The following is a 13,713-nucleotide window of genomic DNA, read 5'->3' on the forward strand; positions in this document are numbered from 1 at the left end:
CGGATTAAAATTCTTCATCATCAAACCCGGTGCCCTGCGCCGGGTTTTTTGTCCCTGACAGCCTGATAAACAAAGCGGACACATAATGACCCACAATTATGCCGCCATCCTCCAGGATATTTCGGACGCGATCCACCAGACCGATTTTACCGATGCCCGCAAGGTCGATTATATCCCGGCCCTTGCCAGCGTCCCCGACGATCATTTTGCCATGGTTCTGCGCACCGCCGATGGAAACGAACTTGCCATTGGCCAGCCCGACCTGCCCTTTTCCATTCAAAGCATTTCCAAGGTCTTCGCCCTTGTGCTGGCCCTGCGCGCGCATGGTGATGATTTGTGGAAAGCCGTGCGGCGCGAACCATCTGGTTCGGCCTTCAATTCGCTGATCCTGCTCGAACAGGAACACGGCATCCCGCGCAATCCCTTCATCAATGCCGGGGCGATCCGTGTTGCTGATCTGATCGCATCACGCTACGCCAATCCGGACCGTTCGGTTGCGGAATTCCTTGGTCAGCTTTGCGGCAATCCCGGCATTCGCGTCGATAACGATGTCTATCTGTCCGAAGATCAGCACGGGGATCGCAACCGCGCGATTGCCTATCTGATGAAAAGTTTCGGCAAGCTCGACAACCCGGTCGAAGACGTCGTGCGGGCCTATTTCAAGCAATGCTCGGTCGCGATGACGGCCCGTGAAATGGCACGTGCCGCCTTCTTCCTTGCCAACAAGGGTGTTGGCATTGATGGCCGCACCGTGATCACGCCCGAAGAAACCAGCCGGATCAATGCCCTGATGCTGACTTGCGGGATGTATGACGGGGTGGGTGATTTTGCCTTTACCGTCGGCATCCCGGCCAAAAGCGGGGTTGGCGGCGGCATCATCGGCGTCATTCCCGGTGAATTTTCCGTCTGTGTCTGGTCGCCGCGCCTTGATACACGCGGCAATTCCGCCGCCGGCATCAAGGCGCTTGAAATGCTGATCCGCGCCATCGGACGATCCGTTTTCTGACCGGGTTTTCCGATCAAAAAGGATCAGGAATCGCGCCTTCGCAATGATGGCACATAACGCGCCAGCACATCATCATGGCGTATATAATGGTGCCAAATGGCGGCAATCACATGCAGCACTACCAGCGTCACCAGAACCGGCACGAAAAATTCGTGAATTTCCTCGGCCCCTTCATGCAGCCATTCGATCCGCCCCAGATCCGGCAGGGAAAATAATCCGGCGACCGGAAAATTGCGTCCCGATGTCATCACCGCCAGAAGCCCGGTGACCGGCATCGCAATCATCGCCAGATACAGCACACCATGCGCAATGCGCGCCATGATTTTAACCAGAAGGGGATCGTCCTGTACCGCTGGTGGGGACAGGCGCAAAACCGCCAAAATACGCGGCAGGAACAGGACCAGTACCGAAATGCCAACAAGCGCGTGATATCCCATGATTTCAGCCCGTTCGGCACGCGGGACTTCTTCCATGACCTGACCGATGCCAAAGGCGGCCGCCATCAACAATGCCATGATCCAGTGTAGCGCCGGAACAGACCAGTGTGGCCATCGCGAAATTTGCGTTTCAGAGACATCTGACATAATTGTAACCTCATTGCTGACTATGACGTAACTGATCCCGGCACCAATCTAGCCGCAAAGTTTCGCAAGGTTTTGTCGCATCTGTATCAATTTGTCGCAGACCGGACTTTTATCGCCCCGCACCCGCAAGGAGCCCCCATGAGAATCCTTTTCAATGCGTCTAAACGATTGTCTCCGCGTGTCACCTTGCGCGTGCTTGCAGGGGGCGTTTTGGGAAGTGCCCTGCTGCTGGCGGGATGTGGCAACATCACAACGATTGAACCGCCAACCTATCAGGTCAATGATGTGCAGACCTTCAAGGTTTACGGTGCGCCAAACCAGATCATGATGGTCGAAGTCCACGACAAGCAATCATCTGTATCGCCCGAAACATGGGCATCCGCCCTGTCCGGTCACGGATTTCCCCCGCGCCTTGATTTCATCACCGATGCCACCCAACTCGGCCCGAATCAGGTCCTGCGCGACGGGTATCGTGTTGTCGTCGTCGTAAGCCCGTCACAAGCCACGATGGGTGAAAAAATCTGCACCACGCCCGAGGCTACCAACTACCCCGCAGATACAACCAGAATCCCGACACGCATTGCCTTTTGCGCAGGCGACAAGCCGATCTCGGAACTGCGTGCGAATTTCGTAAAAGCTGATTTTGAACAACAGGTTACCAATAATAGTGGTAGCATCATCGCACAGCTTTTCCCACGCGAAATCCGCGATGACAGTGATCGTCGTTGCGGCATGTTCCGTGCCGGTTGCTAAACCCGAAATAGCAATTGGTATAATTCTGCCCCTATCATGCTTGCTCTTGCCCTTTATTCCGGGCACCCTGTTGCCAACTACTCTGAAGGGTAGGTTTCAGGCATGAAAATAAGTGCCGATAAAAACAGGGAAGACTACTCGAATGGGGAATAACCGTTGCCAGAAATGGCACGTATCGGCAAATTGCGCGCGCCCATCTGGTTGCCTCTGGCACTGGCTGGCGACCCTGAAATGAAAAACAGGGTAGAATTGACGTCGCATATTCTGTCCGTCTGGCAATCGATCCGGCCATCCTTGTTCCGCATGGCATGTGCCGGTCTTGTCATCGCCGTTGTAATCACCGGTTTTGGCGCGGGGCCAAAGGCCAGTGATGGCCATCCCGATGTTGCGCCCGATGCCGCCAATGCAACCAGTGCCGATGACCTGCATCTGACCGTGCTTGCCGATCAGGAATTCTATCCGCAAAGCTATCAGCTTAACGGCCATGCCAATGGCGCGCTATACGATCTGCTGCGTGATTTCAGCAAGCTTCAGCAGATCGATATGTCCTTTCAGCAATTGCCGCTCAAACGCGCGCTTGAAAACAGCGGCAACAATCGCGCAGGCTTCATCGGCATTCCCGGCAACACGGCAAGCAATACCGTTATCTTTTCGGACGGTATCAGCACGACAAGCCTGCATGCCCTTACCCTTAAGCAGCGCGACCTGAACATCACAACTGCCGCCGACCTTGACGGGCTTCAGGTTTCCATCGCGCGCGGCCTTGAACTGCATGGCCCCTTGGCCCGCCATCTGCGCGAAGGTCGATTTGATATCACCCGGTTCAATTCAATTCGACAGTCAATTGCCCTGCTGCTTGCCGGGCGGGTTGATGTTGCGCTGATCTATTGCGGATATGCGCAAAAGGCATCGCTTAAACAGATCGCCCATTTGACCGATGATGAAATTGCCGCATTGTCGATCCACCCGACATCGCTGATGAATACGATCAACCGCCTGATATTGCCCGCCACCCCCGGCAATGCCCGCCTGATGCGGCACTTTAACAGCTACCTTGCCAGACAGCGCAGCAGTGGCGCATTGGAAAAACTCTATGCGCAGTATCTGACCAATGAAAACACCATCGAAATGGTCCTGAGCGATACACTCACCCCGTCCGACACCAAAACATCTACGCCCTAGGTAATAAGCGCACAAAGCGCATCGGCGCATATATCGGGCTGTTCCAGCGGCACATAATGCCCGGCCCCGGCAACCACGATCATGCGTGCACCGGGAATGCGGGCCGCCATGTCATGATGCGATGCCGGGCTGATCACCCGATCAGCCTCCCCCACCATCACGGTGCAAGGCATATCGAGTTCCGATAACAACGCCATGCTGTCCGGTCGGTTGGCAACAGCTATGATCTGACGTTTGAAAACATCCTCGCCAAGATCCTCCGCCATATCCGAAAGCAGGCCGACAAGTTCTCGATTGTGCCGATGATCGGGATGGAGCATGTCGTCAAGCATCGCGTCATTGATCCCCCTGAACGGCAGGTTCCGACCGGAAAGCCGCGCCAGCAAAAGCCTGCGCCGTCGCATCACCGGATCATCGGCCGTCGCGCGCGTATTGACCAGCATCAGATGCGATACCCGTTCCCGCGCCATGCGCAGGATTTCAAACGCGACATAACCGCCCATCGACATCCCGACCAATACAAAACGATCCGGCACCAGATCAAGGACATCCCTTGCCATCACCGCCACATCATCCTTGGTATCAAGTGCCGGGATCATCGGCGTGATCGCCGGGGCAACACCCCGCCGGCCACGCGCATCCACGCGGGCCATAACCGGCTGCCACATCCGCTGATCGGCCAGCATCCCCGACAGAAAGACAACCGGAATGGTCGTATGGGGATTGGCCGTCATTTAATCAGTGCGCTCAATTCCTTGAATTCCGGGGTACCTGCCACGCGCAGCCATTCAAACATCACGCTTTCCCGCGTCACGATTTTCGCCCCGGCATCGCGCATGCGTTCCAGGCCGAAAATCTTGTCATGAATGCTGCGCGATGTCACCGCATCGGCGACCACATAAACCTCGCGCCCGCGATCAATAAGCTCCATCACGGTCTGAAGCACACAGACATGGGTTTCCATCCCGGCAATGACGATCTGGTCGCGGCCCGGTGTTTCTTCGATCTTTTCCATAAAGCCATCGGCTGGCACACTTGAAAAACTGACCTTGGAAACGACATTGCCGCCATCGACCGTATCGGATGCCTTCATCACCAGATCAAGGATAGCGGGTGCCGTATGGCCAAGCCCCTTGGGATATTGTTCAGTCACAATGACGGGAACATTCAAACGATTGGCGCATTTGACAAGAAAGCAGCAATTCTCGACGGTCTGATCAGGGTCCTGACAGGCCGGATAGAGTTTCTCCTGAACATCGATAATCACCAGACTTGCACGTGATGCATCCATCAACACCGTTTTTCTCCCCGTTTCATTGTCTATTTCACCAGATTACGCTTCCGGTCTGTGGCAAACAAGCCTCTCGCACCGGGTTAATTTGCCTCTTTAACCCTTTTTTGAGGCGTTTTTCTTGACTTAATTAAGGCTTCGCTTTACGACGCAAGCTGCTTTATCGCAGCGATAATCACATCATAACGCATTCTATTGCGGGAAAACGAACCATATGAATTTCGCCGATCTCGGTCTGAGCGAAGATATCCTCAAAGCCGTCGCAGACGCCGGCTATGATACCCCGACCCCCATTCAGAGCCAGGCCATTCCGTCCGTTCTGATGGCACGTGATATTTTGGGCTGTGCTCAGACGGGTACAGGCAAAACCGCAGGCTTCGTCCTGCCGATGCTTGATATTCTGCATCATGGCCGTGCGCGCATGCGGATGCCCCGTTCGATCATTCTCGAACCGACCCGCGAACTCGCGACCCAGGTAGCAGCAAACTTCGACATTTACGGCAAATACATGTCGCTGTCCAAGGCACTGATCATCGGCGGGGAATCCTTCGTCGAACAGCAGAAAATCCTTGAAAAAGGTGCCGACGTCATCATCGCGACCCCGGGTCGCCTGATCGATACCTTTGAACGCGGCAAACTGCTTCTGTCGGACTGCAAATTGCTGGTGATCGACGAAGCCGACCGCATGCTTGATATGGGATTCATTCCCGACATTGAAAAAATCGTCAATATGCTGCCCAAGCAGCGCCAGACTCTTTTCTTCTCGGCGACCATGCCCAAGGAAATCCGCCGCCTTGCCGACAAATTCCTCTCCAATCCCAAGGAAATCACCGTTTCCCCGCCCTCGACTATGGCGACCACGGTGGAACATAAACTCCTTGTCATGGATGAAATGGACAAACGCGAAGCCCTTCGCAAACTTGTCCGTCAGGAAGACGTCAAAAACGCCTTTGTGTTCTGCAACCGCAAAAAAGACGTCGATATCCTGTTCAAATCGCTGACCAAGCACGGTTTTAATGCCGGTCGCATGCATGGCGATCTGGTCCAGAGCGAACGCACCGAAACGCTTGATAAATTCAAAACGGGCGAAATCACCCTGCTGATCTGCTCGGACGTTGCCGCGCGCGGTATCGACGTTGCCGATGTCTCGCACGTCTTTAACTTCGACGTGCCCTTCAACGCCGAGGATTACGTGCACCGTACCGGTCGTACCGGTCGTGCCGGCCGCGCAGGCAAGGCCTTCATGCTGGCCGTGCCCGAAGACGGCAAACTTGTTGCTGCGATCAACAAATCCATCAACATGGACATTCCGCTGACCGAGCTTGAAGGCATCGAAACCCTTGAACTCGACTTCACCGGCAAGAAACGCCGTGTGAAGAAAAGCCGCAAGGCGCCGCAGCGTGATGCATCCCCGCGCAATGATCGTCCGGCGCGTAGCAATAACCGTAACGACCGCGCAGAACGCGACAGCAAGGCCGCCAATGCTGGTGCCAATGCCCCTGCCGCCGCGCCAGAAGCAAAGCAGCAGGACACACGCCCGGCCCAGCAGCCGCGAGACAATACGCCGCAGCGTGACGCAAAGCCGCGTAACGAACGTTCGAACCGTCCTGAACGTCAGGATCGTAATGATCGTTCTTCAGGCCGTTCCGCGTCGCGTCGTGATCGCGATGATCGTCATGACCGGCATGATCGTGACGACAAGCCGGTCATCGGTTTTGCTGACCATACTCCGGCCTTCCTTCTGACCCCGGTCCCGGCCTCTAGCCTTGGCAAGCCGCGCGCCGACGAGGTCGAGAAAAAAGCACCGGCCAGAAAAACATCGTCAAAGGCCTCTGCCGAAAAAGTAACGGCTGAAAAATCCGCGTCGGAAAAAACCGGTACGGCGAAAACCGCACGCGCCAAACCGACCCGCACCAGAACCACACGGGCAACCGCAAAAAAGGCAAGCCCGGCACCAGAGACCAAGGACGAGGCAGCAGTCGTTTCTGCTCCTGCTGCATCTCCAGCTCCAGCTCCGGCTCAGGAACCGGCATCTGCACCGGTGGCCGATGACGCGCCCGCCAAGGAAGAAAAACCGAAAGCCGCCCGTCGTCCGCGCAAAAAACCGGCCCCGAAAAAGGCCGCCAAAACCGAAACTGCGGACGCCGAAACGACCGGCAGCGAAGGCTGATCCCTACCGGTTCATCGAATGCGAAAAAGGCCGTCAGATTGCTCTGACGGCCTTTTGATTTTGGTGCGATTATCTTAAATGGCGGCTTATACCGCGCGGAACAATCCGGTCGACCGCGGTTTTTCCGGGCGGCGCTTGCGCATCAGTTTCAGCATGGTTTCAATCGAAATCGACAGAAGCGTCGCATGGGTGATTTCCTCGATCTCGTCCATCACCTGCGACAGCGCAACACCGGCATTGGTGTCCTGCACAATGCCGCTTGTCGGGCCTGCACCGACTTCCTCAAACAGCCTGACAACATCAAGCAACGTCGTGCGCTTGGCATTGCCACAGAAACGATAACCGCCACCGGCCCCACGGACCGATTCAACCAGGCCCGCCCGGCCCAGATCGCGCAGGACCTTTGCCAGATGGTTGGTCGAGATATTGTATCTCTCGGCGATTTCGGATGCCGAAAGCTGCCGGTCCGTATCCTCGGCCAGTTCCAAAACGGCATACAGCGCAAACAGGGTCGCCTTTTGCAAAGACATCATGGCGTTACACCCCTTCGTCCATATCGGTTTCAAGCTGGATAAAGGGTCCGGCCATCATACCCTGCGCGCGGAAGAACGACATAAGGTCGGTCGCATCGCGCGGGATCATGGTGCGGATCTTGGTCACACCGGCCTTGCGGAAACAGCGGCAGATTTCCTTGTAAAGAATGCTGCCGATCCCGCCCATGCGCAAATTCGGCTCGACACTGACAGTGCCGACCCAGCCGCACGGGACCGAGTTGAATTCCCATGACCGGACTTCCCCGAAAATGCAGCCCAGCAACGTATCGCCTTCTTCGGCAATCAGGAAAAACCGGGAATCCTTCCTGTTGCCATAACGGGTGAACAGGTCATCCCAATATTCCGGCTTGCGAAGGCCCGTTGTGCGGTCGTCAAGCGCGACCACATTGGCAAGGTCATCCTTGACCGCCGGACGGATATTGATTTTATGCTCGCCAATCGAGACCAGGTTATATCCCGGTGTATCTTGCGCAGCGTCCACCACGTAATGCCTTTCTTGTCCTGCAGGTTGGCAAAACCCCAACCCCCCAGCTCCTGACAGGAGAATAACCACCGTAAAAATACGTAAATTGGTACGATTATACTACACTGTCATTACCACGCGCGGCAACGATAAGTTCCGCCGCAAGTGCGAACAAAGCAAAGCAATGCAAGGATTTGAACGACATAACGCCGATATTTGTTCTATGCAAGTCCTAACGCTTTTCGCACTGCAAACCAGACTGTTTTGCCCTGTCCGGCAACCGGGAATTTCGGGGTCTTTTGGTCCGGCTTCGAAATCACAATCTGTTACCGTAAAAAGATCACGCCCGGATCACGCAAAGATTGACAGGAACGCGAAGTCATGGCTTATCGCGCAGCATGATTTTTGCGCTGGCGGGTAATTTATGCAAAGCCCGCAATGCGGCAAAATCAACCCGGATCACAATAATATCTATCGAGTACAAGGAGTGGGGCACGCCATGGCGCGCAACGGTTTCGACGCAATTGATCGCAAAATTCTTCGCGAGATTCAGGAAGACGGGCGCATCTCGATGGTCGAACTGGCCGATAAGGTCGGTCTTTCCGTGTCTCCCTGCCTGCGCCGCCTGCGCAAGCTCGAAGAAAGCGGCGTGATCCGCAAATATGTCGCCCTGCTGGCTCCGTCACATCTGCGTCTGGGGGTGAATGTCTTTGTCACCGTGTCCCTGACCCAGCATGACGAACCGTCATTGCGCCGCTTTGAAACTGCGGTGCAATCCCACCCGGAAATCGTTGATTGCTATGCCATGGTCGGCAATCAGGATTACATGATGCGCATCGTCGTGCAGGACCCGGCCGCCTATCAGCGTTTCCTGTCCGAAGTCATGATGAAGCTGCCTGGTGTCGCCAACATCAAATCAAGCTTCACCCTGCACGAAGTCAAAAACAGCACCACCCTGCCCGTGCCGGAGGCATAACCGCCGGTTTTCCGGCATCCGGCCTCGCCACCCTAGGCCGTCGCCTTGCGACCTGCGGGAATGATCGTCGGGAATAGCACCGCCAGCGTCACCCCGCGCAGCAGGAAGAACGCATTGAACGACGCCCAAAGCAGATGATTGCTGTCTGCCACTACCGCCCCCCATGCCATCCCGGCATAGATCGCCACCGACAAAAGCATCATGTTGCGCCAGTGCTTGGTCTGCATCGCGCCCAGAAACACCCCGTCGAACTGAAAACCAAGCACCCCGGTAATCGGCAACATCACCGCCCATAACAGATAGCTGTAAGATGCATCGCGGACTTCCGGGATCGAGGTCAGGCCATCAATGATCCACGGCCCCATAAGGCCAAAGATCGCCGCCATAACCACCGCCGATACAATCGCCCAGATCGTGGTCTTGCGCACCGCCCACAGGAACTGTTTGCGCCGTTCCGCCCCATAGGCCTGCCCGACAAGCGTTTCCGCCGCATGGGCAAACCCGTCCAGCGCAAACGAGCCAAACATCAGGAAATTCTGCAAAACCGCATTCGCTGCCAATGTCACCTCGCCAAAGCGGGCGGAAAAACTGGTGAAAATTGCAAAGGCAGATGTCAGCGCCATGGTGCGCACAAAGATATCGCCATTGATTTTCATCAGGCGCGCCAGTTGCGTACGATCAAAAATACCGATCCCACGCCACGTCCCGCCAAGCCGTTTTAAATGCGGCTGCATCAAAAACCAGCCCAGCATCACACCGGAATAATCGGCAATCACCGTGGCTCCTGCCACCCCCTTGACGTCCCAACCAAAGCCTTGGACAAACAGGATATCCAGAACCATGTTCAGACTGTTCAGAACCACCTGAAAAATAAACACCGCGCGCGCATCACGCATCGCCAGCAACCAGCCCAGCATGCAGTACTGCATCAATGTCGCGGGCGATGCCCAGATGCGCACATGGAAATAATCCCGTGCCGCCGCCTCGACCGCTGCGGTCGGCCGGATCAACGCCATCGCAAGCTCGATAATCGGCCATTGCAGCACCATAACCGCAAGCCCCGCCGTCACCGCAATCAGGGCCGCACGGGCAAACACCGCCCGGACCCCGTTGGGATCACGCCGCCCATCGGCCTGTGCGGCAAGCCCGGTGGTCGCCATGCGCAAAAAGCCAAAGCTCCAGAACACATAGGAAAAAATCAGCGCCCCGACCGCAACCGCCCCGATATAATGCGGACTGTCCAGATGACCGACCACAGCCGTATCAACCGCGCCCAGCAACGGAACGGTGGCATTCGAAAGGATAATCGGCAGGGTCAACGCCAGAACGCGTCGATCCCCCTTGCCGAACCAGCGACGCGTGCGGCTCACAGGGGAACTCGTCGGGGAACTCATCGGGGCCTCGGAAAATCGTCTGATCGGATGGGGCGAATTCCGGATCACCCGGATGACTTCTTGTGACACAGTTTGCACCGGCGCAAAAGGCACCTTTGGAACTGTTATGCATCAAAGAATCCACATTCGTGAACAACCTCCGCGGCTTATTCACCCTTTAGGTGATTTTTGCGCGTGCCCGGCATCGGTAAATTTCCGGTTTGTCGTGGAACGACGTTTCACAGTTTTTTTCACAATCCCCCTCAAACGACTGTGAAACTGCGATAAATTTATAAAAAAATTTTCGGCCATTTGGTCATGCTTCCCGTCCAAAATACTATCCCAATGCATAGCCTCTCGACGCAGTTTCATACTTTCACAGCATAAATACTGATCAATTCCGACTATACCGGGCCAATCATCCACACAGTTATCCACAGGCGCTATCACAACCCGGATCATACCCCTGTTCCGTCATTTACATGCCCGATGCATACCCATCCGGCATTTGTCCGACGGACCTGCTCTTTGGCCTGATGCAATCCTTGGCAAACCGATCATCTTTCGCATCATTTAGGGGAACCCAGGCCGGTCAAATTGCGACCACAGGAAATCACCAGATATCAGCAGATATAAAAAGACTGGCCGTTGCCACGCAGCATTGCTAATCAGGAACAAAGACAAACAAAGGGATCTGATCTGACATGACCGCTGAAACCGCATTGAACGGCCCGATGCTGCCGGCCGCATCAGGCACGACCAAAAGCATCGTGATCCTGCTGCATGGCTATGGTGCCGATGGCAATGACCTGATCGGGCTGGCACCGCATTTTGCCCGTGCCCTGCCCGACACCGCGTTTTATTCGCCCAATGCCCCGTTTCCATGCGAAATGTCGCCGTTCGGACGGCAATGGTTCAGTCTGGCCGAATATGATCCGGAATTCCTCCGTCGCCAGCCGGAAACCATGTCCGGCGCGCTTCGCGCCATGGCCGAGGGGGCGGCGAAAAATGCCGCCTATATCGACAGCTTCATCGACACCCTTCTGGCCGAACATGACCTTCCGGCGGATAAACTGGCGCTGATCGGCTTCTCGCAGGGCACGATGATGGCCCTGCAAACCGCCCCGCGCCGCGATCCGGCCCTGGCTGGTGTTGTCGGTTTCTCTGGCGCGCTTCTGGGCGACGAAGCCTTTGCAAGTGCGATCAAAACCAGACCGCCGGTTTTGCTGGTCCATGGCACCGCCGATCCGGTCGTCCCGATCGAGGCATCGCGCCTGGCACGTGATACCCTGACCTCCAACGGCTTTGACACCGAACTGCACGAACGCCCCGGCCTTCAGCACGGCATCGACGAAGAAGGCATCATGCTGGCGACGAAATTCCTGCAAGAGCATCTTGGCTGATCTGCGCATCTGTCGCGATCATGACTGCGAAAAGGCCATCCGGTTTTTCCCGGATGGCCTTTTTTCTTATGGCTCATCTTGAAACCTTCACCGCCGCAACAATATGCCTAAAGCCTTGTGAAATTGGGATAAATCAAAAACATTCGTACATCATCATGTTAATGATCAAATGCCGGTGATCCGATTGATCAGCGGAAACAACGTCGCCGCGTGTGCGAATTGAAAACGGATCTGCATAAAATGCTGCAAAACATCAAAATCGGATACAAGCTGGCTCTACTGTCGCTTATCGCCCTGATCGGCCTGATCATCGCGTCCAGTGTTCAGCTCATGACACTCAAAGACACCCTTCTCGAAGACCGGAAGGACAAAATACGTGCCACGACCGAACTTCTCCATAGCATGGCCGAAGGTTATCAGGCGCGCGTCAAGTCAGGCGAACTCGAACAGCAGCAGGCAATTGACGCCTTCTACAAATCCGTTTCATCGGGCCGGTTTGACGGTGACATCGGCTACTACTTTTCCTACACCGAAACCGGTCGCAACGTGATGCATGCTGCCAACCCCGCGCTGGTCGGCAAGGAAATGTACAATATTCAGGACCCGACCGGTGCCTTCATCATTCAGGATATGATCAAGGCAACCCGCACCGATGGCTTCTTTACCTATATGTGGCCCAAACCCGGCGAAGCCAAAGACGTGCTGTTTGAAAAGCTCTCTTTTGCCATGGTTCTGCCGTGGGGCGACATTTTTGGCACCGGCATTTACATTGATGATGTTGAAACCGCCTTTCGCAGTGCAGCCACGACCGCAATCATCATCAGTGTCGTTATCGTCGTGGTTTTGGTTCTTTCCGGTTTGGCGATTGGCCGCAACATAACATCCGCCCTTGGCCAGCTATCGGGTCGAATGACCCAGATCGCCAATGGTGACCTCAAAGGTGAAATTGAAGGTCAGGATCGCGCCGACGAAGTTGGTGATATGGCGCGCACCGTTGTTGCCTTCCGCAAACAGGCGCATGAAAACCTGCAATTGCAGGATCGCCAGAAACAGATGGAAGCAGATGCCGAACAGAAACGCCGTCAGGATATCCTCGACATGGCCGGCAGTCTCGAAAGCCGCGTCAAGGGGCTGATCCGGTCCATATCAGCATCGATTGCCGATATGAAAAAGGCGACGGCAAACATGCAGTCGGCGACCGAAATGAACAGCAAGCTGTCCGGTGCGGTTGCAACCGCCACAGCCCAGACATCCGGCAATGTTCAGACCGTCTCGGCCGCGACCGAGGAACTGACCGCATCCTCCGATGAAATCGCCCAGCAGATCGCGCGTTCTGCCGATATCGCCAACCAGGCCAATGACGAAGCCACCCGCACCAATGAAACCGTGACCGGCCTTGCCGATGCGGCGCAAAAAATCGGCGACGTTGCCAAACTGATCGGTGACATCGCCGAACAGACAAACCTTCTGGCCCTGAACGCCACCATCGAAGCCGCCCGCGCGGGCGATGCCGGCAAGGGCTTTGCCGTGGTTGCCAGCGAGGTCAAAAACCTTGCCAACCAGACCGCCAAGGCGACCGAGGAAATCAACCAGCAGATCACCTCGGTCCAGAACGAAACCGGCGAGGCCGTCGACGCCATCCGCCGCATTTCCGAAACCATTGCCAAGGTCGCCGATAGCTCCACCGCCATTGCGGCCGCGGTCGAAGAACAGCACGCCGCCATCGGCGAAATCGCGCGCAACGTCGAAGAAGCCGCCAACGGCACCCGCGAAGTGTCAGAACGCATTGAAACCGTCAATGACAATGCGGGCAAGGTATCTTCGGGCACGACACAGCTTGCCCAGACCGCCGAAAAGCTGGTCACCGAAGCCGTATCCCTCGACGAAGCCGTCGAAAGCTTCCTTGCCGAATTGCGCCGCAGCGCCTCGGCCTGATTTCAGCCAGCTCTGCGATCCAA

General features: G+C 55.9%; 13 protein-coding genes. 7 read left to right on the plus strand and 6 right to left on the minus strand.

The genetic code is table 11. The features are described from left to right. Positions 1-85 precede the first annotated feature (85 nt). Positions 86-1,006 carry a glutaminase gene (locus ABIE64_RS08335; protein ID WP_354377112.1) on the plus strand — a complete coding sequence of 307 codons (921 nt, stop codon included), beginning with the start codon at positions 86-88 and terminating at the stop codon, positions 1,004-1,006. 23 nt (positions 1,007-1,029) lie between these two features. On the opposite strand, the gene ABIE64_RS08340 is transcribed toward ABIE64_RS08335, so the two are convergent. After that, positions 1,030-1,590, minus strand: a complete 561-nt coding sequence (locus tag ABIE64_RS08340; RefSeq protein ID WP_354377113.1) for a cytochrome b — start codon at positions 1,588-1,590, stop codon at positions 1,030-1,032. Between the two features lie 138 nt (positions 1,591-1,728). Between ABIE64_RS08340 and ABIE64_RS08345 the strand changes: the two genes are divergently transcribed. Both ABIE64_RS08345 and ABIE64_RS08350 read left to right on the plus strand, forming a co-directional pair. Then, positions 1,729-2,343: a hypothetical protein gene (locus tag ABIE64_RS08345; RefSeq protein ID WP_354377114.1), complete on the plus strand. Its 615-nt coding sequence runs from the start codon at positions 1,729-1,731 to the stop codon at positions 2,341-2,343. A gap of 165 nt (positions 2,344-2,508) precedes the next feature. After that, on the plus strand, positions 2,509-3,525 hold the full coding sequence (locus ABIE64_RS08350) for a substrate-binding periplasmic protein (protein WP_354377175.1): 1,017 nt from the start codon (positions 2,509-2,511) through the stop codon (positions 3,523-3,525). Here ABIE64_RS08350 and ABIE64_RS08355 read toward each other — a convergent pair. Together ABIE64_RS08355 and ABIE64_RS08360 are read right to left on the minus strand one after the other, a co-directional pair. Further along, on the minus strand, positions 3,522-4,259 hold the full coding sequence (locus ABIE64_RS08355; RefSeq protein WP_354377115.1) for an alpha/beta fold hydrolase: 738 nt from the start codon (positions 4,257-4,259) through the stop codon (positions 3,522-3,524). The genes ABIE64_RS08350 and ABIE64_RS08355 overlap by 4 nt on opposite strands. After that, positions 4,256-4,816 (minus strand): hydrolase, encoded by a 561-nt coding sequence (locus tag ABIE64_RS08360; protein WP_354377116.1) that lies wholly within the window; start codon positions 4,814-4,816, stop codon positions 4,256-4,258. Before ABIE64_RS08360 ends, ABIE64_RS08355 begins: the two co-directional genes overlap by 4 nt. 214 nt (positions 4,817-5,030) lie before the next feature. On the opposite strand from ABIE64_RS08360, the gene ABIE64_RS08365 reads away from it, so the two are divergent. Further along, positions 5,031-6,986 carry a DEAD/DEAH box helicase gene (locus tag ABIE64_RS08365; protein ID WP_354377117.1) on the plus strand — a complete coding sequence of 652 codons (1,956 nt, stop codon included), beginning with the start codon at positions 5,031-5,033 and terminating at the stop codon, positions 6,984-6,986. A gap of 86 nt (positions 6,987-7,072) precedes the next feature. Here ABIE64_RS08365 and ABIE64_RS08370 read toward each other — a convergent pair whose 3' ends face one another. Then, entirely contained in the window at positions 7,073-7,519 is a 447-nt protein-coding gene (locus tag ABIE64_RS08370; protein ID WP_007091951.1) for an Rrf2 family transcriptional regulator, read from the minus strand. Positions 7,520-7,523: 4 nt separating this feature from the next. After that, positions 7,524-8,021 (minus strand): GNAT family N-acetyltransferase, encoded by a 498-nt coding sequence (locus ABIE64_RS08375; protein WP_223305055.1) that lies wholly within the window; start codon positions 8,019-8,021, stop codon positions 7,524-7,526. Between the two features lie 481 nt (positions 8,022-8,502). Between ABIE64_RS08375 and ABIE64_RS08380 the strand changes: the two genes are divergently transcribed. After that, on the plus strand, positions 8,503-8,979 hold the full coding sequence (locus ABIE64_RS08380; RefSeq protein WP_062951764.1) for an Lrp/AsnC family transcriptional regulator: 477 nt from the start codon (positions 8,503-8,505) through the stop codon (positions 8,977-8,979). Between the two features lie 32 nt (positions 8,980-9,011). On the opposite strand, the gene ABIE64_RS08385 is transcribed toward ABIE64_RS08380, so the two are convergent. After that, positions 9,012-10,349: an MATE family efflux transporter gene (locus ABIE64_RS08385; protein ID WP_354377118.1), complete on the minus strand. Its 1,338-nt coding sequence runs from the start codon at positions 10,347-10,349 to the stop codon at positions 9,012-9,014. A gap of 707 nt (positions 10,350-11,056) precedes the next feature. On the opposite strand from ABIE64_RS08385, the gene ABIE64_RS08390 reads away from it, so the two are divergent. Next, entirely contained in the window at positions 11,057-11,755 is a 699-nt protein-coding gene (locus ABIE64_RS08390; RefSeq protein ID WP_063093368.1) for an alpha/beta hydrolase, read from the plus strand. Between the two features lie 240 nt (positions 11,756-11,995). Next, positions 11,996-13,690: a methyl-accepting chemotaxis protein gene (locus ABIE64_RS08395; protein ID WP_354377119.1), complete on the plus strand. Its 1,695-nt coding sequence runs from the start codon at positions 11,996-11,998 to the stop codon at positions 13,688-13,690. Positions 13,691-13,713: the final 23 nt, after the last annotated feature.

The organism is Thalassospira sp. MBR-102 (assembly GCF_040549275.1).
Classification (GTDB): Bacteria; Pseudomonadota; Alphaproteobacteria; order Rhodospirillales; family Thalassospiraceae; genus Thalassospira; species Thalassospira xiamenensis.